The following is a 23,788-nucleotide window of genomic DNA, read 5'->3' as shown; positions in this document are numbered from 1 at the left end:
TAAACATTAAGCGCTAATTTGGGCTTTATACAAGCAGCATTTTATAAGTGAATACCTGTGACCTTTAAACAACTATTCAACAGCGCTCTGCTACTTTTAGCAACGGCTCCTCCACTGGTTTTACTTGCATGGGATGAACAAGCTGATCCCGCTTTTATTCCCAACGGTATATATAACACCTTAACATTTACGTTATTTCCAATAATGACGATCGTGTTATCGGTTGCTTTATTTAGGCACCTATATAAAAAATACAATAATAACTTTGAATTTAAACATACGGTTAAAGATTATATTGTTGAGCACGGGAAATTCCGTTCAGTATTTATACCAATCGGTTTACCTATTTTAATTTACTTATGGTTGTGGACGTCAGTATGTATTTCAGTAAAGTTACTGGCTAATAAATATGGCGATAATATATGGCAGCAAGAATATCAGTTACTCGAAGTAGGTACTTGCCCAACTGATTATGAATACAGTTGCGCAAAACTGACTGTACTGGATTTAAAAAGCTATAAAAAGCACACTTTTAGATGGTATTTAGATAAAGGTAGATTGGTGGGTTTGCAAAATAACAACGTAAACTTAGTGGGCGTTAAAAGCCCACTTGGTAAAATAGTACAAGAAATACAGTGGTAGTAGAATACCACTTAGCTCCACATTATTTTTTTAGACTGAGAATACGGTCCGAACTTGGTTTTGAGTCTGATTTAGCATTAGACGACTTGTTCTCTTTAATGCTTTTTGGCTTACCCACATACGTTGTAGAACGCTTTTGGTAAGGAGTATTACTGCGCTCATTTTTGCGCTCTGTGTTAGCGTTGCTGCGCTCAGAGTTACGATTTGTATTTCGCTCAGTACTACGCTCATTATTTCGATCACCATTATTAAAGCGTCGTGGGTTTTCGCCCTGAAAATCACGTTTTTTAGGTGCTAAAGGTGCATTATTTTCTGATTGCTTATTAGTATCAAGCGAGTGCTCTTGGGTTTTACCAGAATCAGAAATCGAATCGTTTATTTGCGCCATTTCAATATCTGACAAGTGACGCCACTGCCCTACTTTTAAACCTTTAAGTGTTACGTTCATTATGCGCGTACGTTTTAAGGTTACAACTTCGTAGCCTAAGTATTCACACATGCGGCGTATTTGACGGTTTAAACCTTGAGTAAGTACTATTTTAAATTCTTTGGGGCCACTTTGCGTTACTTTACATTCTTTAGTAACGGTATCTAAAATAGGCACACCATTCGCCATTTTTGTAACAAACTGACGATTAAGCGGTTTATCTACCGTAACAACGTATTCTTTTTCGTGATTATTGCCCGCACGTAAAATTTTATTAACGATATCGCCTTCGTTAGTTAAAAATATAAGCCCTTCAGACGGTCTATCTAAGCGCCCTATTGGGAATATACGCGTAGGATAATTTACCGCGCGAATAATATTACTTTGAATTTTACTTTCGGTAGTACACGTTATACCAACGGGTTTATTGTAGGCAATGTAAACGCGCTTTGGCGTGGCTTTAAGAGGCTTACCATCAATTAGTACAACATCGGTAGCGGCTACTTTTACGCCCATTTCTGGTGAGTAGCCATTAACGCTGACACGACCTTGCTCAATATATTTATCGGCTTCGCGGCGTGAACAAAATCCTGTTTCACTAATAAATTTATTTAAACGTTTTAATTCGGTCATGGCACTTATAGCGTAGTAATTTTTAAGGCGAGTAGTGTAAACCACCCACACTATTTTTTCGCCCCTAATTTACTATTTATAGGCGTTTAAGCACTAATTTTTACTTTAGTTAATTTACGCCATACACATTCAAGCGGACCTTGATTAAAATAGCGGCTGTATAAAAAGGTAAATATGAGCTGCAGCGCAACTAATGCCGTTGCAACTAACCAATAGTCAATACGATCAAAACTGAGCACCCAGTGGGTAAATAGCACTTTATATAACAACAGTTGTATGAGTGTTTGGCTAATATATAAAGTAAATGCTAAGCGCCCTGCTTGTTGAATAAGCATGCCGACGTGTGCCCTGTTATTGCAAAATTTAACAATTAAATGAATATATAGCGTAGCCATACCTAGGGCCGCAAACATATTTACAAATTCTTGCACCCCATATCCTAAGCTGCCATTAAGCTGTGATGCATAAAGCCTGATTCCACAAAAAACAAGGGTCATTGCACCGCAAACTATTAATTGCTGAGTCGTTAAGCCTTTACTAAAAACGTCTTGTTTATATAAATAAATGCCAATGAGCATAAGGCCCACGCACATCCACATTGTCATTATTGGCACCATAACAAGCATCAATGTGTTCATGGCGAGGTTACTAATAAAGTAATCAATATAGTGTGGGTTATATAAATCTATAAACTGTGCTGAATCACGGTAAATCACTTCATCGGGTACGTTAGATACAATAAGCACTGTAGCTACACCCGATAACAAAATAAACTCAAGTCCTCTTTTTAAAAGAACAGTGCTATCACTCTCTAAATATTTAATAACAAACCAGCCAGATACACCGTAAACAAATAAAATATCACCGGCCCAAAGTAAAAAACCATGCGCTAAACCAAAGAGGATTAACCAATAGAGCCTGCTTTTTAACTGCAATTCAGACTTATAACGTTGCCACTGAATATAAAGCCCGGCGCCAAAAAGCAAACTAAACAGTGTTCTAAAACGCCCGTCTACAAACAAACTGCTAAAGGTGTGAATAATTGAATCGCTAACAGGAGGATTAGTTAAAGAGGTATACCCGTATTCAAAAAGGCCGAAGGCGTAAGCATTCATGTAAACTAGGCCAAGCACGGCAACGCCGCGAATAAAGTCCATATTATAATTGCGCATTAAAGCTATTATCCGTTAAATATTATTCTTATAACTGTCAGCCCAATCGACTGACTGCTGGTAAAGTGGAGGAAGTATAGCACTGTCTATATTTAGCAAAAGTACAGCTTGTTCAAGTGCCCACCAGCTTCCTGTTTCGTATGCTTTAACAACGTTTAAAATATAATAAAGTGTGTTTTTATCCCCTAATAATGCCGTTTTTATTTCATCAGGGAAAGGTAGTTTTTCAACAAGTAAGCTCATTGGTTGATCAAGGATTGCATCTAGCAGTGAAAATAACCCTGTTAAAAATGCTTCGCCTGACTGGCTCTTATTAACCTTTTTTGCTAACAACTCACAAAAACGAGCACGTACAACACACACTTGCATTAGCTCTGCAGGCTTTTTACCCGCAGTATGAGCAGTAACAATAAGGCTCACAAACTTTTTAAGGCGTTCATGGCCTAAATACACAAGCGCTTGCTTTAATGACGATATTTGGCTTTGTATAGGAAAAACACCGCTGTTAATTAAACGCAGTAATTTATATGCAAGTGCAGCATCAAGCTCAAACAGTCCAGATATAGCTTTTATATCTGGACTGTTTTTCATTATTTCGGCGTAAATAGCGACGACTAAACCATAATTATAATCAATGTCATTTTGTTTGATCATGGTAGGTTTTGCAAAAAAATAGCCTTGAAAATAATCAAACCCCATATCAAAGGCGAGCTTATAGTCTTCTTGTGTTTCTATTTTTTCGGCTAGTATTTTTATTTGTTTATGCGCTTGTAACTTATTAATTATGGGCTGTATTTCGCTAAGAGGTGTAATTGCAATATCAAATTTAATGAGCTTCACAAGCTTTAAAAAACGATCCCACTGTGGTTTATATACAAAGTCATCGAGTGCGAGTTTGTAGTTACTATGAAATAAACCTCGGCATAGTTCATAGTTATCGTCGGTGGGTTCTATGGTTTCGAGTAACTCAATCACAACGTCTTGGCATGGTAGGAAAGCACATAAATCGAGCTTTAATGATTCTGGTCCTATATTAATAAGCGCTTTTTTGCCTGATGTAATATGGCGTGTACCTAAATTTAATTGATTTTCCATAATAAGCCTTGCTGTTGCTTGGCCTTCTGCAATATCTGGAAAATAATTTTTTGGACTATCACGAAAAAGTAGCTCATAGGCTACTACTTTTTTACTTCGATTGAATATTGCTTGCCTTGCAACAAATACAGACACATTACCTACTTCTTAGTTTTTATATAATACTAAGTAATTAAACCCTAAGCAGGTACATTTGTCACTAAACTTTAAAGTACAGCAACGATTTACCGGTATAAGGTTGTTATATAATCAGTTGCCACTTGTGGCCACGAAAAACGCATTTGCTCTGCGCTGTGCTTAATTTTATGCCACTTTTTAGGATTTTGCTTTTTAATTAAGAGAGTTTCGTCTAAACAGCTAATTAAATTACGCGTTTGTGTTGCTAACGTGTCGCCATTAAAGCTAAAACCATTTTCGTGGTGTTTAACTGTATCTTTTAATCCGCCAACACTGTGAACTAAACACGGTTGCCCCGCACGCATTGCTAGCATTTGGCTAATACCACAAGGTTCAAACGAACTTGGCATTAAAAATAAGTCACCTAGTTGATACATTAAATCGCCAACACCTTGACCATAGCCCTTCAAAAATAAAAGATTAGAATTACGCGCCATTGCTTTGGTAAATATGCTTTCGAGCTCTTTATCACCCGAGCCTAGAATAATAAGTCTGCCGTTATGTTCATTAATGACTTGGCACACTTTATCAATAGCTAAAGCCTCATTAACCTGCTGGCACAATAACAACACTTTTTGCTCTGTAAGTCGGCCAACGCTTGTGATTAATGGGCCATTATTAACCGTTGCTTTAAATTGCTGTAGTCGTTGGTGAGCAATATAGTAGCCGCTTTGTAACTGCTCGCTATTTGCCATCCAAGTAAATAAAGTGTTCTCTGCTTGGCTATAAAAATCAGCGAGAGTTGCTCCTTCAAGTGCATTGCTTGGATATTCGCAGCCATTTAGAATACCGACAAGCTTACCTTGGCTTGCTGCATTTTGCAGATCTTGCTCAAGCCCTTCGCCACCAAAAAAACCATGCTCGTAATTACTAGGTTCAAGAACCTCTTGGCTGTAGGTTGGTGATACAACATGTATTTTATCGCAAAGATTTATTGCACTGCGCATAGGATTAAAGCAATGAGGGTAACGCGGGTCGCATAGTTGCTGGCCATTATAACTAAGTGACGGAAACCATGCCTCTAAGCTTGAGTCGTCGTGTTTAAAAGGTCTTATACCTTGCAGTGCAATATTATGCACTGTGTAGGCAATGGGTAAGGTATTAAGTGAGCTATAACGTGGCTCAAACTTAAGTAAAACTGCAACGCAGGCGCTGTGCCAATCATGTAAATGTAGCGCTGTAGGGCGCTTTAATATACCTTGTAATAATGCTTCGCAGACAGCTGCATTAAATAAAGCAAATTTAGTCGCATCAGTTGCAAAAGGCCTCCCCGGTGCATCATTACAATATACACTGCCTGATTCACTAAATAGCGGGTGGCTAATAACAATTTGGCTTACGTTATTTTGGGCTTGTTGTACTTGAAAAACTGTTAATACATGGGGTTGAGCATTAAATGCAACGGTTACTTCACCTATATAAATACGCTCAAGCGGCTCAAACCCGTAGTCAGGAATAACAACGTCAACCGTTATACCTTGCTTTGCGAGCGCCCTTGGGGCATCGCGTACTACATCTGCCACACCGCCTACTTTTGCGCCTGGTAACGCGTCATTTTCTGCTGCAACCATTAATACATGCATTAATTTACTACTTCCTTTAACCTGTGTGGGCTTGCTCATAAATGAGCAAGCTTTGTTGTCGTGCTTAATATTTAACGTGTTTTACGCTAGCTTTTTATTCTCACGCGCTTGGCGCTCTAACTTTTTTGCAAGCTCAGTGAGCATATCACGAGTAACAAGAACGATGCCTTTCTTAGATACTCTAAAGCCGTTTTCTTCATCTGTTTTTTTGTCAAAACCGATTTCGAGACCTGCCGGTATTTCACAGCTCCTATCTATAATCGCACGCTTAATTTTACAACCTCGATTTATAACCGCACCGGGTAAAATTACCGACTGCTCAATGGTACAAAATGACCGAACGTGGACATTAGAAAACAAGAGTGACTTTCTAACCGCAGAGCCCGAAATAATACACCCACCCGACACAGTTGAGTCTAATGCCATACCGCGCCTATCTTCGTCATCAAAAATAAACTTTGCAGGTGGTAGTTGCTCTTGATATGTCCATATTGGCCACGTTGGGTCGTATAAATCAAGTTGTGGTTCTGGCATTACCAATTCCATATTAGCCTCCCAGAACGAATCTAGCGTACCTACATCGCGCCAATAAGGCTGCCCTTCTTGGTTTGGATCTCTAAATGGGAAAGCAAATACATTATGCTCTTCTATAATTGCTGGAATAATATCGTGACCAAAATCTCGGCCAGAACCTTCATTCTCAGAATCTTTTTTAAGTTGCTCAAACAAAAATTCAGTATTAAAAATGTAGTTTCCCATTGATGCTAAACATGTACCTGGCTTGCCAGGTACGGAGCTAGGCATTGCTGGTTTTTCATCAAAACGACACACTCTGTTTTCTTCATCAACGGTCATTACACCAAACGTGTCTGCGGCTTCCTCTACGGGCACTTCAATACAACACACTGTCATATCTGCGCCCTTTTGCACATGTTCAGCCAATAAAGCACCATAGTCCATGCGATACACATGATCTCCAGACAAAATCATCACATATTTAGGAAGCTCGTGACGAATAATATCTATGTTTTGAAAAACAGCATCTGCGGTTCCACAATACCAATCATCACCTTGGCGCTGAGATGCAGGTAGTATTTCAACCGACTCACCCAGCTCTTTTTTAAAGTGCCCCCACGCGCGGTTTACATGGCGAATTAATGAATGCGATTTATATTGTGTGGCAATACCAACACGTCTCACACCCGAGTTAATACAGTTTGATAGTGGAAAATCAATAATTCGATGTTTACCACCAAAGTAAACTGCTGGCTTTGCTCGCCAATCGGTTAGCTCATGCAGGCGAGAACCGCGTCCGCCTGCCAGTATTAACGCGTAAGTTTCTCTGGTTAGGCTACTTATGTAGCGATTTGCATAATTGGGCATAATACTCTCTCCATTTAGTCTAGGCTGTTAGTGGCATGGCTTTTAGTTGTCGTTAAGTCTGTTTCACTAATATTGAGGGGTTCTAAATGCCAAATGTCTTCACTGTATTGGCTTATGGTTCTATCACTTGAAAACATTCCACTGGCTGCCGTATTTAAAATACTCATTTGTGTCCAGTAGGTTTGATCTGCGTAAGCTTTATCAACTTCTTTTTGAGCTGCTACATAACTTTCAAAATCGTGCGCAACAAGCCATGGATCGTGCGGGCTCTTAATTGCATTTGTAATATCGTCAAATAAGCATGGTTCAAACAAGTTAAAATGGCCGCTTTCGAGTAGTTGCATTACATTATTTAAATCGCTATTTTGTGCGATTAAGTGCTCAGGATTGTAACGCGATTTAATATCATCAATTTGATGAGCTTGTGCCCCAAACAAAAAGAAGTTATCAGCGCCGACAGCATCTCTAATTTCAATGTTTGCACCATCCAGCGTGCCTATCGTCAATGCACCATTCATCATAAACTTCATGTTGCCAGTACCCGACGCTTCTTTGCCTGCGGTAGATACTTGTTCTGACAAATCGGTTGCAGGACAAATCACTTCCATAGCGGTTACATTGTAATTAGGTAAAAAGGCGACGCGTAAATACGGGGCCGCTAACGGATCTTTATTTATAACCTCTGCCACGTTATTAATAAGCTTAATAATTTTTTTAGCCATGTAATAACCCGGTGCTGCTTTACCGCCTAATAACACACAGCGAGGAACAAGCCCTTGGGTATCACCACGGCGAATACGGTCATATAAATGAATCACATGAAGTATGTTTAATAGCTGACGTTTGTATTCGTGGATACGTTTTACTTGTACGTCAAACATCATCGATACGTCAAAATCAACATCGCAGCGCGCCTTAACTAAATCAACTAAACGCTGTTTGTTTTCGCGTTTAGCATTTTGCCATTGCTCATGAAATGCTTTGTCATCGTAAAAGCGACGTAGGTCGCTAATTGTTGAAAAGTTTTTAACCCAGTCATGACCAATTTTTTCGCTGATTAATTTACTTAAAACGGGATTACAATGTGCAAGCCATCGACGAGGTGTTACACCATTTGTTTTGTTATTAAACTTATCTGGCCACAGTGCGTAAAACTCTTTAAATAAACCCGCTTTTAACAGTTCGGTATGCAGTGCTGCTACGCCATTTACAGAGTAACTCCCTACAATGGCTAAGTAAGCCATACGAATTTGCGGCTCATCGCCCTCTTCAATCAACGACAATGCACGCTGTTTATTAACATCACCCGGCCATTGTTGTGCAACTTGTGCTAAAAAGCGTGCGTTTATCTCGTAAACTATTTCTAAAATGCGTGGTAATAATTTTGAAAACAACGAAACAGACCACTTTTCAAGCGCTTCAGGAAGTAGCGTATGGTTTGTGTAGGCCATTGTTTTAGTAGTGATTTGCCAAGCATCGTTCCAATCAAGTTCGTAATCATCAATTAAAATACGCATCAGCTCTGCAACAGCAATACTTGGGTGCGTGTCGTTTAACTGAAAAACATGAAAATCAGCAAAGTCGCTAAAGTTCTCGCCATGTTGGGAAACCCACTGATCAACTACGTCCTGAATACTCGCAGATGATAAAAAGTATTGTTGGCGCAATCTAAGCTCTTTACCATTTTCGCTGCTGTCGTTTGGATACAGCACCATGGTAATTTGTTCAGCTAGGTTTTTTTGTGCGACGGCTTCTGAGTAACTGCCTGCATTAAATTCGGTCAAATTAAATTCATCTGTCGCTTCTGATTTCCATAAGCGTAGCGTATTTACAATATTGTTTTTATAACCTGGAACAGGTACATCGTAAGGTACAGCTAATACATCTTGTGAACTCATCCATTGACGATGCTCTCGGCCAAATTTATCCGTGTAACTTTGCACGTAGCCGCCAAATTTCACACGTTTTGCATGCTCTGGCGCGCTTAGCTCCCATGGGTGCCCTTCGCGCAGCCAGTTATCTGGTTGCTCAATTTGGTTACCATCTTTAATTGATTGGTTAAACATGCCGTATTCGTAACGAAGGCCATAACCAATGACAGGTAACGCTAGACTTGCACAGCTATCTAAAAAACAAGCAGCTAGGCGGCCTAAACCACCGTTACCTAAACCTGCGTCGTGCTCAGCATCTTCAAGCGTTTCTAGTGTTGTGCAGTATTCTTGTAATGCAGCAGCAACTTGGTCGTCTAAATCTAGGTTTAGTATTGCATTACCCAGCGCACGTCCCATTAAAAACTCAAGAGAAAGGTAAGCCGTTTTCCGGCGTTTCTCTTGCTTAATTTGTTGATTCGTTTCTCTGCAGCGGGCAACAAGTCTGTCGCGAATAGTCAGCGCTAAAGCATGGTATAAATACAGTCTTGATTCGCCGACCTTATCGCGACCTAGGGTATAATAAAAATGCCGTGTTAAGTCATCTTTAAGCGTACTTTCATCTATAACAGGACCTTCTTGCCAGCCCTTTACTACACACACTTGTTCACTTTGTTTAGCCATGACTTACATCCTCTAAATTAGCACTAAAAACCCAACTACTTTGTGCTGAAATTTCAACCATCGCATCTTCATTACTACTCACAGATGCATTATTTACACTTGATAAAACCATTTGCCACGGCGCATTAATAGGCGAAGGCGGCATTTGGCAAAAAACTGTTTTTTTACTGGCATTAAATACCATCAGTAATGCATGATTATTTTGCTTATCAAGTAAGCTATACATTAAAAACTGTCTGGTATCTTCATGCCAATGAGCGTCGGTCATGGTTTTACCTTGTTCAGTAAACCACTTAACGGTAAAACGCTCGTCTATATCATCTAAAAATACACTGTGTTTGAACGCGCTGTGCGCACGTCTAATTTTTAAAGCATCATCAATAAATCGTGTTAGCGAATGATTAAGTTGAGAATCTTTCCAGGCAAGCCAGCTAGTGCGATTATTTTGGCAATAAGCATTGTTATTACCCCCTTGAGAGTGCGCCATTTCGCTGCCAGCGGCAATCATGGGTACACCTTTTGAGAGTATTAAAGTAAGTAAAAAGTTCTTTTGTTGTTGCAAACGCAGTGCGTTTATTTTTGAGTCACTGGTAAAGCCTTCTACTCCACAGTTGAACGAGTGATTTGCACTGTGCCCATCTCTGTTTTGCTCACCATTAGCTTCGTTATGCTTTTCTTCATAACTCACTAAATCGGCAAGCGTGAAACCATCATGACTCGTTATAAAGTTAATGCTATTAAGTGGTCCACGTTGGCTGTGCTCAAAAATATCAAACGATCCGTGCAAACGTTTTGCAACGTTGGCAATAATGCCCGTTTCACTTTGCCAAAAACGTCTAATTACATCGCGGTATTGATCGTTCCATTCTCGCCATGGCGGCGGAAATGCCCCAAGCTGATAGCCACCAGGACCTATATCCCAAGGCTCACTTATTAGCTTAACCTTATTCAGCACAGGGTCTTGGGCTACTGCTTGTAAAAAAGTATGTGCAGAGCTAAAGCCTGCTTTTGAGCGCCCTAAAATGGTCGCTAAATCAAACCTAAATCCATCAACTCCCATTACCTCAACCCAATAACGAAGGCTATCAAGTACAAGTTGCAGTGTTTTAGGGTGATCAATATTTATGGTATTCCCACAGCCGGTATCGTTTATATATACATTAGGCTGACCCTCCACTGTGCGGTAATACGCTAAGTTATCAAAGCCTCTTAGCGATAATATAGGGCCATCGGCCCCCGCCTCTGCTGTATGGTTATAAACAACATCTAAAATAACTTCTATGTCGGCAGCATGAAGCTCGCGCACCATTTGCTTAAACTCGTTTATATCGTCGTTTACCAAATAGTCTTTATGGGGGGTAAAAAAGTTAAGCGTGTTATAACCCCAGTAGTTTTGCAGCCCTTTTCCTGTTAAAAATTGCTCACTAATAAAAGAATGAACAGGTAAAAGCTCAACTGCTGTAACTCCAAAGCTTTGTAAGTGCTCAATAAAGCTTGGGTGACTTAACCCTAAAAACTTTCCTTGTAGAGATTTAGGTATTTTAGGATGACGACACGTTGTGCCTTTAACATGGCACTCGTAAATAACCGTGTTTGACCAACGGTGGTTTGGCTTTTTATGCGCATACAACGTAGGGGGTGCTACTTTTGACTTAGGTATATCAATCGCATTATTTACGGTGCTTTTAGTGCCAATTGGCATTTGCCCATAATGGCGTTCGCTCCATGTAAACTCACCAAACAAGTCTTTTGCGTATGGGTCTATCAGTAGTTTATTTTCGTTAAATAGTTGACCATTTTTAGGGTTATATTCACCCTCAACTCTAAAGCCATAAAGTGCGCCGGCGCTTAATGGCGAAATATGAATACTCCAAATACCCCCTTCGTTAATATTCATCGCCATTTTTAGAATTTCTGAATGGCCACTTTTATCAAACAAACACACATAGGCTTGGCTTGCACCTGGCGCATAAAGCGCGAAGTTAACCCCATTATTAATAACACTAGAGCCAAGTGGTTCTACATTACCGGGGGCTACATCAAATTGGTTACTCATCATCAACCTTTTGTAAGTAAATAGTTGTTAAGCCACCGATGGCAATTGAAATACTGTGTTTAAACCCATGATTTGATTCGTTTATTGCCTGAACTATCTGCGATGAATCTTTAGTTACCTCAACGCCAGAGCCAAAAAACTGAGTATCGTCTGTATTTAAAACAACTTTATAACGCCCTTTACTCGGTACGCCAATAACGTAGTTTTCATAGGACGCGGGGGTAAAATTGGCAATAACAACCACAAAGTCTTTTGCGTTTTTAGCATAGCGAACAAAGCTTAAAATGCTCTGCTGATTATTATTGTTATCTATCCAGGTAAAACCAGCCGCGCTCGAATCTAGCTCATACAACGCGGGTTGGTTTTTATAAACGGTATTGAGCGCTTTTACGGTGTGCTTTATACCGCTGTGGCTTTGGTGCTCAAGTAAATGCCAATCGATAGAATGATCGTGTCCCCACTCTTTTCGCTGTGCAATTTCACCGCCCATAAACAAGAGTTTTTTACCCGGATGTGCCCACATAAATGCGTAGTAAGCGCGTAAATTAGCAAATTTCTGCCAATCATCGCCTGGCATTTTTTCAATTAACGATCCTTTACCGTGGACTACTTCATCGTGGCTTAATGGCAATATATAGTTTTCACTAAAAGCGTATACCATCGAAAAAGTCATTTCGTGATGATGATGCTGACGGTATAAAGGGTCGTGCTGCATGTAATGCAAACTATCGTTCATCCAACCCATATTCCACTTATAGCCAAAGCCTAAGCCGTTGTGCTCAACACTTTGGGTGACGCCCGGCCACGCTGTTGACTCCTCAGCCACCATCATAATGCCTGGATTGTTTTTATAGCTGCGCATATTGACTTGCTTTAGGCACTCAATCGCACCTAAGTTTTCGCGCCCGCCGTAACAATTAGCAATCCACTCGCCTTCTTTTCGGCTGTAATCTAAATACAACATAGAAGCAACGGCATCTACACGCAGACCATCTAAACCAAATTGATGTAACCAATACATAGCATTTGAAATCAAAAAGCTTTTAACTTCAGGGCGGTCGTAGTTATAAATGTAGGTATTCCAATCAGGATGAAAACCTTGGCGCTTATCGGCATGCTCATATAAATGAGTGCCATCGAATCGATGTAAGCCATGCGGATCGCTAGGAAAATGCCCAGGCACCCAATCAAGTAAAATACCTAAATTAGCTTTGTGACATTGCTCTACAAAGTATTTAAAGCTGTTGTAATCGCCAAAACGGCTGGTAGGTGCAAATAAACCAACAGGCTGATACCCCCACGAACCATCAAACGGGTATTCACTTATTGGCATAAGTTGCAGATGGGTAAAATTCATTTCAAGGGCGTAGCTAACCAGTTTGTCAGCAAGCTCTGTGTAACTTAAATAGCGGTTGTTTTCAGCGCGTTGCCATGAGCCTAAATGCACTTCATAAATACTAATTGGCGCATCAATATGATTACGCTTTTGTCTGTTTTGAAGTGCCTGAGCGCCGAGCGTTATAGGTTCTGGTTTATACTGCAGTACACTTGCAGTACCTGGTGCTTGTTGCATTTTAAATGCATAGGGGTCGGCTTTTTCGAGTACTTCTCCACTTTGAGCGGTAATTGCAAATTTGTAGCACATGTCGGCTTTAAGGCCTGGTACGAATAGCTCCCATACACCACTTGCAGGATGAAAACGCATAAAGTGGCGATTAGCTTGCCAAAAATTAAACTCACCAATAATAGAGACACTTGCAGCATTAGGCGCCCATACACAAAAGCGCACACCCTCTACATTTTGTTGAGTGCTAAAATGTGCACCAAAATGAGAGTACGCATGTTCAAGGCTGCCTTCGTTAAATAAATACATTGCCTCTGCATCAAGTGTGCTTTCAAAGCTGTATTCATCATAAAAGGTAGTGCTGCTATTTGTGTACTGAGCAATGCATTGATAAGGCGCAGTGGGCAGCGCATCAACTTTGACTATAAATAAGTCACTTTGTTGGTAGCGCTGCGCCTTAATACTTTTATTGTTTAATGTAACACTCACACTTATTGCACAAGGTAAGTAAAAACGAATTTCAACCTCAGCATCCGTTTTATGTGCCCCTAAAAAGCTAAATGGGTCTTTAAATCGTCCTGTATTTAATGCATGCACCTGTGCATCGTAACTATTTTCATTAGTTGTACTGCTCATTTAACCTTTCCTTATTGAATCGATAGCAGCTAAAAGTGAGGCATTTTTGGTAAAAATTTCTTCACTGGTATGCGTTAATACACGTCGCCAATTAGGATATTCTTTGTCTGTCCCGGGGATATTAACCGGATACTTCTGCTCATCTAAATCATCTATTTGTATTGCAAATAAACGCGATTGAGAACCCGCTAAACACAATGCTAGTGCGTTATATACTTCGACTGAATTACTATGTAATAGAAGCTCGGTTGTATTGGTATGGCGATTAATAAATCGTAGTATCCTATGTTTCTCTTCTATTCGTTGTTGCTTTAATTGCTCGTATTCATTGCAAGTAATAAGCTTGTATCGTTGCTTAATATTTAAATCAGCATGCTGCCACCAACCTGTAAAAGGCGGTACATCATGATTGGCTATCATTAACAAACACTGTGTTGCTAGCTCATCTGTCGATAAAAACTCACCACTGTGTTGTTTTTCAAAATAAAATAAGCTGTTAGAAAAAATACCGCTAGATGCCAAAGCCTGCCTTACCTCTGGCGGCACAACGCCTAAATCTTCTCCAATAACAATACTCTGATTAATATGTGATTCAATTTTTAAAATGGCGAGTAAGTGCTCAAACGGGTAGTAAACATAACAGCCATCTTGTTCACCATTGCTTTCAAAGCACCACCATAGGCGCCTAATAGCCATTACGTGGTCAATTCTAAGTCCACCTACATTTTGCATGTTTGCGCGAATGAGCGAGCGATAGAATTGGTAGTGATTATTACTAAGACTTTGAGGATTTAGTGCTGGAAGCCCCCAGTTTTGGCCAGCTTCGGCCCATGGATCTGGTGGAGCACCTACACTTGCACCTTGGCTAAATAGTGGCTTTTGATTTTTAAACTCGGCCCCATCACCCGCACAACCAACAGCTAAATCATTTATTAAGCCAATAGCCATACCTCGCTCTGCACAACTTTGTTGACACAGTGCCAATTGCGTATGCGCTTGCCACTGCAGGTAATAATCAAATGTTAAGTTATCTGATTCGAGGGTATTTAACGTAGTTGAATGAGTATTACAAAAATCAGTAAACGCTTGGCGACGCTCATCACTTGCCGTTAATTCAAACTGATTATAAAGCGCTTCAAATAACGCATACTTTATACGGCTTACATTTTCATAATCTATAAATTGATCATTACTTTTTATAAGTGTAATTACATCGTCTCGTTGCATGAGGTCATGTAGAACTGCGTTATTTTGTGCGTCTTCGCTTAATACTATAGAAATATAAAGAGGGTTTAATAAAGCCCGACTACTAGGGCTATAAGGGCTTGCACGCTCTGGCATATCAGCAAATAACAAATGCAGTGGATTAAGTAATATGTAATCCATATTTTGCGAGCTACATAATTTTGTAAGCGTTAGTAAATCGTCAAAATCGCCAATACCTAAATGCGCTTTATTTTTTAATGTGTAAAGCTGAATAGATAACCCTGTGCGCTTTGTGTCTTCAACTTGATAGACTTGCTCAGGCACGCACCAAATTTGTGTAATAGCGTGTTGCTCACCTACCTGAACATTGGCGTCATGATAGCCAATTGGCATATTATCTATGGGTAGTGCCAGCTCAATATAGCGAACGCCGTGTAAGTAATATTCACCAGTGACAGCCAAGTTATAAAGGTTGTCAAATGCTATGTGCATTCCAAGTGAAGGGACATCAATGGTAGCGGCTAAATACTGCTGACGTTCGTCTATACGAAGCTTTAAAGCGCACTTTTTTTGGTCAACCAAACTCACACTGGGTACTAAATCCAGCCAAAGCGATGCATCTAAATCATAAGTTAGTTGAGTTATTTCGGCTTCGTTATTTGTATCAACACCGCAACATTGCAAAGCACGTTTACGCGTGTCTTCGCTAAAAAACACCTGTTCACCTGTATACTTAGTGAATTCAAAGCCAATACCATGCAGGTAAAACAACTGCGAAAGAGCATCCATTGAATCGCCTTAATTAATGCGTTGAGTATTTACTATGCTGTTTTCTGTGCCAAATGTATTGCCAATATAACCATCAGCTTGGTGGTCGTTATCCCAAATGTCTCCATTTATTAAATAACGAAAGTGAAATTGTTGATCGATAGGTAAGCGTTGTTTAAATTTAAACACACCTTGTTTTTTATTAAGCTTCATTGGCACAGGTTGCCAATCATTAAATTCGCCTAATAAGCAAACTTCTTCTGCCTCTGGATGAGAAAATTCAAAGGTTACTTCAGCTTCATCTTTTGTTTTAAAAAAACGTTTATTCAACATAGCAGGCTCCAACTAAACCAAAAAGGGTACTTAATCTTTGCCACAGGCCATACAACTAAACAAAAAGGCGATGTGGATTCCATTCAAAATCATTAAACACGTTGTAAGTTAACCAAAACTTTATTTACGCATTATTACAGTGCAACAATTCATTTTTTCTGCACTTAAAAAGTGCGGTTAGTATATAAACAATCTTTTTTAAAAAGCTAAGTAGTACAGAGCAATATTTGAACCAACTAAGCGTACATCACATATTATTTATTTAATCGAATTTAAAGTTAAATAATCCAAAAGTATTGCCTAAATTTATAAAATTCTTTTGTTCTGTACTTTCATCAGCGATAATACACAGCATCTTAATACTCTGAAATATCATAATTTTCATGTTGAAAAAAAGCATTTTAATAACTATAGCCATCATCTTTTTAATAATAGCCACACTTGTTGGTTCTTCAATCTATACCCTTTATAGTAAAAAAGAAATCTCAGTTGATCCTAAATTAAAAGAAATCTCAGGTATTGAATTTGATAAACAAAAACGTCTATGGGCTATTAACGACGGAGGCAACGAACCCAAGCTTTACCGCCTTAACAAAGATGGTTCTATTGCCAAAGAAATTTTGGTTGAAAACGCTAAAAACATTGATTGGGAAGACATGACCCAAAACAAATTTGGGCACTTTTTTTTAGGGGATTTTGGTAATAACAAAAACGATCGTAGATGGCTCACTATTTATAAAATAGAAAACCCAATAGATATAAAAACAAACACAACCCAAGCCGAAATAATTAAGTTTACCTACCCTGAAATGGATGGCAGTCCAATAAAACCCAACGACCGAAATTTTGATTTAGAAGCATTTGTAGCACTAGGTCGTCACTTATATTTATTTACTAAAAACCGCACTGAACCTTTCGATGGTATTACTAAAGTGTATAAAGTGGGCGATCATGCAGCAAATTTTGATGCTGAGCTAATTGACTCTTTTAAAACGTGTACCACGCTTGAAAAACTATGCTGGATAACCTCTGCAGCGCTCAGCCCCGATCGTAAAAAATTAGTCTTACTTGATTCAACCAGTCTTTGGTTATTTGAAAACTTTGAAGGTGATAAGTTTTTCTCTGGTGATGTATCAAAAATAGACCTAGGGATTGTTACTCAAAAAGAAGCAGTCACCTTTTTTGATGACAACACGATTGTATTTACAGATGAAGAGTTTAAAGGCATAGGCGGTAATGCTTATTTTATAAAACTTGATAAAGCCAAAAAAGAAGTTATAAGAAAAAAACCTATTTCAGAAAAAACACTTCCATAGCATCTAGTTAGCTAAGCTAAAGCATTAAAGCTTAGCTAACTTATGTAAAAGGTAATGAGTTAATTACTCTTTTCGTTTGACGAATGAAGTGCTTTTTCTACATCAACACCTAAAATCAACACTCCAATATGACTATTATTATCATCTAAAACAGGAAAACTTAGCTGAACTTGAAAATGATGTGTTGATGCATCATATGTGACGCTATCAAAGTTAAAACCTTTTGACTGTTTAAATGTTTTAATAAACTTATTTTCATCTCCTTGCCAGTAGTCACTGGTTAGCTTACTAATAGCGATGTTTTTTCCTTGGTTATCAGTCAATATTAGCTCAGTAACAACACCTTTGAATTGAGATTGCCATTTTTTAAATACTTTAGATAACGGTAAATTAAGCATAGTTAACCCATCAGGGTGCTCAACTTGTTTACTTTCTTTTATCCATAGCCGGTCTAGTTTTTTAATTTCAGATTCACTTAAGGGAGACTCATTACTTATTTGAACTTGTTCTACTAAACTAGGTAAGTTTAGTAAGATTTTAGCGCTACTGGACAATCTATCAAGTATTTGCTTTTCTTCACTTTTTGATAGTGAAAATGGAGCCTGCGCGCAAGTATTTATATTTTCATCAAACTGCTGCATAAATTTAGGGAAGCGTTTAATAAGTGAATGCGAAGCAAATAATCCCAAAGGTACATACCTAAAAAATTCTCTTTGATACTCATCTTCATTAATGCCTAGCTTTGAGGCTGCTAATTCAAAATCGTCTAAATCAAGTAGAATTCTATCAATCCGCTTATGGTGCATAACATTTACTATTTCTTCTAATGAATTTACTTCTACCTCAGCAATAATATTCTGAGTTTTAAACCAATTAGCCTGGTAACTCCCTCTTACTGCACCATAACGCATTTTATTTTTTGGTTTATTAATGCTCTCTGGATGAGTAAACCAGTACCAGCTTTCTAAAAATATGGGGGATGATATGCGCCCATAGGCCTTCATTTCAGGCATTAAATGAGTTGTGAAATAACCATCTAAGCGGTCTAACTTTACTTCTCGACGTGCACGTAACCATGGCAAGGTTTGTAGCTGAAAAGGGGCTCCCATTTCAAATAAAATACACTCAACTTGGTTGACTGCATTATCAGGTGCACTGGTGGGTAAGTTTGTTCCAAACTGAAGAGGCTCAGTTAAACCCAATAAGAGGGTAAAAAAATATGCAGGCATAATCCATTACTAAATATTGTACAAATTAAAATGAGTATAGTCATGCATATTAAAAAAGCATAAATTCTCCTTACAAAATTTTGTATCTTATCAATGGCTTCAATATTTAAATCTATGTTCTACTGCTATTAGCTTATAAAAAGTACACTTAAATATTTAAATTAATGCATTTATATCTAGGGTCTGTTGATCTTTGAGGATTAAAATTTGTTCAAATTAGGTGCTATTTAATCGCGGCGCGAGATTTGTAACCTAGTAGGCTCAATAACTGCTCCTGCGTTGTTCTAATGGCTTACACCCATGTAAGAATAAGTAAAAACCGAGCAAAGCTTCCGCGTCTTGCTCACGCCCCTTACCTACATCCATGCAGGCAACAAAGAGTAAATAGCGCCTAGGAAGAACCCTTTGAGCAGCGCCTGTTTGGCATTAATGCTACGTTATCGCCCATTTATGGGGAGTAACCACACTGCATAGGCTCTGCCTTGCCTGAATACTAAACAGGCTACTGAAAATTCAACCTTGAAAGATCAACAAACCCTAGCCTTTCTATTACTTACCTAAAGTATACCGAGTGTTCACTTAACGACTAAAACAAAAACTCACTGACTCTAGCGCTTAAATTTAGTTTCTAAAATAACAGAAGATGTTGTGCGCTCTACTCCATCCAGATTTCCTATATCGTCAAGTAAATGGCTAAGCTGCTCTAAATTTTGAGCCTGTACTACAGCAATTAAATCAAACTCACCACTTATGGCATAGAGCTGCGAAATTGCATCAATTTGCTTAAGCTCAATATTTGTTTTAGTTGTTAGTTTTTGTCTTACTTTTATAGACACATGAGCTGATACCATTTTACTGAGGTAGTCATCTCCATAATCAACGCTATAGCCTTTAATTACACCCGTTTCTTCTAGTTTGAGCATACGGCTTTGTACCGTTGAACGAGATAAGTCAAGCATGCGAGCAAGATCAGAAATACTCGCTCTAGCGTTTGTTTTTAGTACAGAAAGTAGCTTTTCATCTTGTGGAGTTATCATAATGGTTATTTCCTTCGTTATTTTGTCTTTTATTTTAATCATTTTTCACAAAATAGCACTGCAATTTTAATAGCTAACCTTCGATAATGACCTCTACAAGAAATAATAACGTGTTTGCTGAAGAATAAAGGCTATATTCTTCTTTGAGTTAGCAACTAATCTTTTATCTAAGCCCATTAAATTTAGGTGTAAAAATGCAAGTAACAAGAGACTTATTTAACGACGTAATGGTACCAAACTATAATCCATCAGCAATCATTCCAGTTCGTGGTGAAGGTTCACGCGTTTGGGATCAAAATGATAACGAGTTTATCGATTTTGCTGGTGGTATTGCCGTTAACTGTTTGGGTCACTGTCATCCTGCATTAGTTAAAGCATTAAAAGAGCAAGGCGAAAAAATTTGGCATTTATCGAATGTTATGACTAATGAGCCAGCACTTCGTTTAGCTCAAAAAATGGTTGAAGCAACATTCGCTGATAAAGTTTACTTTGCAAACTCAGGCGCAGAAGCAAACGAAGCAGCCCTTAAGCTAGCGCGTCGTTATGCACTGGATGTATATGGCGCTGAAAAAACGCAAATTATTGCATTTAATAAAGGTTTTCATGGTCGCACATTCTTTACAGTCACTGTGGGCGGTCAAGCTGCATATTCTGACGGCTTTGGTCCTAAACCTGCTGACATAGTACATTGTGATTTTAACGATATAGCAGCATTTGAAGCGCTGATCAGCGATAAAACATGTGCTGTTATGATGGAACCATTACAAGGTGAAGGCGGTATTATTTCACCAACAGATGAATTTGCTAAAAAAGTACGTGAACTTTGTACTAAACATAACGCGTTACTTATTTTTGATGAAGTACAAACGGGTGTTGGTCGCACAGGCGATTTATACGCTTATGAAGGTTTAGGCGTTGTTCCTGACATTTTAACAACGGCAAAAGCATTGGGTGGTGGTTTTCCAATTGGCGCTATGATCACTCGTACACCAATTGCTGAGCATTTAAAAATTGGTACTCACGGTTCTACTTATGGCGGAAACGCACTTGCTTGTGCTGTTGCTGAAGCGGCATTTGATACAGTAAATACACCAGACGTACTAAACGGTGTTAAAGAGCGCGAGCAATTATTCCGTGACGGATTAAACGCAATTAACGAAAAATACAACGTATTTAGCGAAGTACGTGGTAAAGGCTTATTAATTGGCGCAGTACTAAATGATAAATTTGAAGGACGTGCACGCGACTTTTTAGTAGCAAGTGCTAATAATGGTTTAATGAACCTTGTAGCGGGCATGAATGTAATTCGCTTTACACCGTCTTTAGTTATCCCGTTTGAAGATATTAAAGAAGGCTTAGCGCGCTTTGAAAAAGCCGTTAGCGATGTAGTAAACGGTTAATATAGTTTAAATTAGCACGCCTACAGGCGTGCTATTGGAGCAAGCAATAAATGCAAGTATTACGTCCTATTACTGCCAATGATTTTGACGCGCTTAAACAAATAGCGATTGAATCCGGTCATGGGTTTACCTCTTTACCTGTGGACGATGCACAGCTTAAAGAAAAAATTGAACGTGCTGAAAAAAGCTTTGCCAAAAACATTAACCAGCCACTTGATGAAAGCTATTTATTTGTTTTAGAAGACAGTGAAACAGGTGACGTTATTGGCACAACCGCTATAGAAGCTGCGGTAGGTTTATCGGTGCCTTTATATCATTATCATTTAGGTAAAACAGTACACCACTCGCCTACTTTAAATGTATATAACACCGTTGATATTTTAAGCATGTGTAACGACTACACAGGCTGCTCTGAAATATGCACATTATTTTTGCGCGAAAATAGCCGCAAAGGTTTAACGGGTCGATTTTTATCGCGTTCACGCTTTTTATTTATGGCTCAGCATAGCGAGCGTTTTGCCGATACTGTTATCGCAGAAATGCGCGGTGTTAGCGACGAAGACGGCCATTCTCCTTTTTGGCAATGGCTGCAAGAGCACTTTTTTAGTATTGAATTTCCAGAAGCGGATCACTTAGTTGGCTTAGGCGATAAGGTATTTATTAGCGAGTTAATGCCTAAATATCCTATTTATGTGAACTTGCTTAGCAAGAAAGCCCAAGCAGTTATTGGGCATGTGCATGAAAAAACAAAACCTGCGCTAAAATTATTAGAAAAAGAAGGTTTTGAGCACAGAGGCTACGTTGACTTATTTGACGCAGGCCCAACGGTTGAAGCAAAGCTTGGTAATATTCGCAGCATTCGCGACTCTCAAGTTTGCCCTATTACTATTGGTGAGCTCGATCACATATCACAAAATAGCTCTGATACGCTGGCTGTATGTAATCAAGGCGTAAGTGGCTTTAGAGCAACATTTACCAAAGACGCACATTACAATCATGCAAAACATACTCTCGTCATTAGCCAAGATGTGGCTAAAGCACTTAATTTAAGTCAAGGAGATGCAGCGCGATTTTTCCGCCTGTAAATTATTTATGAATACACACCTAATTAATAACCAGTGGCATGCAGGGCAAGGTCCAGCATTTGAGTCAATCAATCCAAGTAATGGCGATGTGGTATGGCAAGGTAATGGCGCAAACGCTGATCAAGTAAACTCAGCTATAAAAGCAGCCAGAGCAGCACAGGTACAATGGGCAGATAAGCCGCTTGAAGAGCGTATAGCCATTTTAGAAAACTTCGCAGCTCAATTAAAAGAACACAGCGAAGAATTTGCGACCATAATTGCATGCGAAACAGGTAAGCCATTATGGGAAACCCGCACAGAAGTGGGCGCAATGACAGGCAAAGTAGCTATTTCAGTTAAAGCGTACCATGAACGTACCGGTACAACCGAAAACCCAATGCCAGGTGCAAAAGCGTTTATTAGACACAAACCGCATGGCGTTGTGGCTATTTTTGGCCCGTATAACTTTCCGGGGCATTTACCAAACGGGCATATTGTTCCTGCAATTTTAGCAGGCAACACCGTAGTATTTAAGCCATCAGAACTGACGCCGCACGTTGCAGAATTTACCCTCTCACTTTGGCTAAAAGCGGGCTTACCAGCAGGTGTTATTAACCTTGTGCAAGGTGAAATTGAAACAGGTAAAGCGCTTGCTTCTCATAAAGATATAGATGGATTGTTTTTTACTGGTAGCTCAAACACAGGTCACTTACTACATAAGCAGTTTGCAGGACACCCTGGCAAAATTTTAGCACTTGAAATGGGCGGTAATAATCCTCTTATTGTAAAAGACGTGAGTGATATAAGCGCTGCTGTGCACGATATTATTCAATCAGGCTTTATTACCTCAGGCCAGCGCTGTACGTGTGCACGCCGCTTATTTATTGAAAAATCGCTCAATGGTGATGCTATTTTAGAAAAGCTAATAAGCGCGACTAAAAACATAGTTGTAGACGACAGTTTTGCTACAGAGCAGCCTTTTATGGGTGCAATGATAAGCGAAAAAGCAGCACTGGGTATGGTCGCTGCGCAAAGTGAATTAGTGTCAAAAGGCGCGCAAATCTTTGTTGAACTTAAGCAATTAAAATCAGGCACCGGTTTTGTAAGTCCAGGCATTATTGATGTAACAAACATTACCGACATGCCAGATGAAGAACATTTTGGACCGCTTATTAAAGTGTATCGTTACAACGACTTTGACAGCGCAATTATTGAAGCTAATAACACAAGCTTTGGTTTATCTGCAGGTTTACTTAGCGACAGTGAAGATGATTACACTCACTTTTTAAAGCGTATCCGTGCAGGTATTGTTAACTGGAACCGCCCTATTACGGGTGCCTCAAGTGCAGCTCCATTTGGCGGTATTGGCGCCAGTGGTAATCACAGAGCAAGTGCCTATTATGCCGCCGATTATTGCGCATACCCTGTAGCATCTGTTGAGTCAGACAAAGTGAGCTTACCGCAAACCCTAGCGCCTGGCTTGGTAATTGAATAAGCAATAAAACCAAAATTTTA

The 23,788-nt window shown here is 39.2% G+C and carries 17 protein-coding genes; 5 read left to right on the top strand and 12 right to left on the bottom strand.

Annotation, left to right across the window (positions count from 1 at the left end; translation table 11 throughout):
- Positions 1-57 precede the first annotated feature (57 nt).
- Positions 58-642, top strand: coding sequence for a hypothetical protein (locus tag QL995_RS01150; RefSeq protein WP_169043961.1), 585 nt, complete (start codon positions 58-60; stop codon positions 640-642).
- 22 nt (positions 643-664) lie between these two features.
- On the opposite strand, the gene rluF is transcribed toward QL995_RS01150, so the two are convergent.
- From rluF to QL995_RS01100, 10 genes are all read right to left on the bottom strand, one after another.
- The gene (gene rluF, locus QL995_RS01145; RefSeq protein WP_033012488.1) at positions 665-1,702 is read right to left on the bottom strand and encodes a 23S rRNA pseudouridine(2604) synthase RluF; all 1,038 of its coding nucleotides are present in this window, start codon (positions 1,700-1,702) and stop codon (positions 665-667) included.
- A gap of 86 nt (positions 1,703-1,788) precedes the next feature.
- Positions 1,789-2,859 (bottom strand): DUF418 domain-containing protein, encoded by a 1,071-nt coding sequence (locus QL995_RS01140; protein WP_024591775.1) that lies wholly within the window; start codon positions 2,857-2,859, stop codon positions 1,789-1,791.
- Positions 2,860-2,889: 30 nt separating this feature from the next.
- Positions 2,890-4,104, bottom strand: a complete 1,215-nt coding sequence (locus QL995_RS01135) for an HDOD domain-containing protein (RefSeq protein ID WP_165725473.1) — start codon at positions 4,102-4,104, stop codon at positions 2,890-2,892.
- An 89-nt stretch (positions 4,105-4,193) separates the two neighbouring features.
- On the bottom strand, positions 4,194-5,729 hold the full coding sequence (locus tag QL995_RS01130) for a glycogen/starch synthase (RefSeq protein ID WP_290292450.1): 1,536 nt from the start codon (positions 5,727-5,729) through the stop codon (positions 4,194-4,196).
- Positions 5,730-5,810: 81 nt separating this feature from the next.
- Entirely contained in the window at positions 5,811-7,112 is a 1,302-nt protein-coding gene (gene glgC, locus QL995_RS01125; protein ID WP_002958601.1) for a glucose-1-phosphate adenylyltransferase, read from the bottom strand.
- Positions 7,113-7,126: 14 nt separating this feature from the next.
- Complete coding sequence (locus QL995_RS01120; protein ID WP_007580744.1) at positions 7,127-9,664, bottom strand: glycogen/starch/alpha-glucan phosphorylase; 2,538 nt, start codon at positions 9,662-9,664, stop codon at positions 7,127-7,129.
- Positions 9,657-11,720, bottom strand: coding sequence for a glycogen debranching protein GlgX (glgX, locus tag QL995_RS01115; protein ID WP_290291803.1), 2,064 nt, complete (start codon positions 11,718-11,720; stop codon positions 9,657-9,659). Before glgX ends, QL995_RS01120 begins: the two co-directional genes overlap by 8 nt.
- A complete protein-coding gene (glgB, locus tag QL995_RS01110) occupies positions 11,713-13,920 on the bottom strand; it encodes a 1,4-alpha-glucan branching protein GlgB (RefSeq protein ID WP_290291800.1) in 2,208 nt (735 codons plus the stop codon). The genes glgX and glgB overlap by 8 nt, the downstream gene beginning before the upstream one ends.
- On the bottom strand, positions 13,921-15,915 hold the full coding sequence (gene malQ / locus QL995_RS01105) for a 4-alpha-glucanotransferase (RefSeq protein WP_290291799.1): 1,995 nt from the start codon (positions 15,913-15,915) through the stop codon (positions 13,921-13,923). It abuts the gene before it with no gap.
- Positions 15,916-15,924: 9 nt separating this feature from the next.
- On the bottom strand, positions 15,925-16,227 hold the full coding sequence (locus tag QL995_RS01100) for an isoamylase early set domain-containing protein (RefSeq protein ID WP_007580752.1): 303 nt from the start codon (positions 16,225-16,227) through the stop codon (positions 15,925-15,927).
- Between the two features lie 383 nt (positions 16,228-16,610).
- Between QL995_RS01100 and QL995_RS01095 the strand changes: the two genes are divergently transcribed.
- Positions 16,611-17,543 carry a hypothetical protein gene (locus QL995_RS01095; RefSeq protein WP_007580756.1) on the top strand — a complete coding sequence of 311 codons (933 nt, stop codon included), beginning with the start codon at positions 16,611-16,613 and terminating at the stop codon, positions 17,541-17,543.
- Between the two features lie 59 nt (positions 17,544-17,602).
- Here QL995_RS01095 and QL995_RS01090 read toward each other — a convergent pair whose 3' ends face one another.
- Entirely contained in the window at positions 17,603-18,772 is a 1,170-nt protein-coding gene (locus tag QL995_RS01090; RefSeq protein ID WP_290291795.1) for a cellulose-binding family II protein, read from the bottom strand.
- A gap of 608 nt (positions 18,773-19,380) precedes the next feature.
- The gene (locus tag QL995_RS01085; RefSeq protein ID WP_002958609.1) at positions 19,381-19,809 is read right to left on the bottom strand and encodes an Lrp/AsnC family transcriptional regulator; all 429 of its coding nucleotides are present in this window, start codon (positions 19,807-19,809) and stop codon (positions 19,381-19,383) included.
- A 194-nt stretch (positions 19,810-20,003) separates the two neighbouring features.
- Between QL995_RS01085 and QL995_RS01080 the strand changes: the two genes are divergently transcribed.
- The 3 genes from QL995_RS01080 to astD are packed head-to-tail and all read left to right on the top strand — an operon-like array spanning position 20,004 to position 23,768.
- Positions 20,004-21,209: an aspartate aminotransferase family protein gene (locus QL995_RS01080; RefSeq protein WP_007580760.1), complete on the top strand. Its 1,206-nt coding sequence runs from the start codon at positions 20,004-20,006 to the stop codon at positions 21,207-21,209.
- Positions 21,210-21,259: 50 nt separating this feature from the next.
- Positions 21,260-22,294 (top strand): arginine N-succinyltransferase, encoded by a 1,035-nt coding sequence (gene astA / locus QL995_RS01075; RefSeq protein ID WP_007580762.1) that lies wholly within the window; start codon positions 21,260-21,262, stop codon positions 22,292-22,294.
- 7 nt (positions 22,295-22,301) lie between these two features.
- Complete coding sequence (gene astD / locus QL995_RS01070; protein WP_290291787.1) at positions 22,302-23,768, top strand: succinylglutamate-semialdehyde dehydrogenase; 1,467 nt, start codon at positions 22,302-22,304, stop codon at positions 23,766-23,768.
- Positions 23,769-23,788 lie beyond the last annotated feature (20 nt).

The organism is Pseudoalteromonas sp. APC 3358 (genome assembly GCF_030408075.1).
GTDB classification, from domain to species: Bacteria; Pseudomonadota; Gammaproteobacteria; order Enterobacterales; family Alteromonadaceae; genus Pseudoalteromonas; species Pseudoalteromonas arctica.
This window is presented reverse-complemented; position numbering and strand designations above follow the sequence as displayed.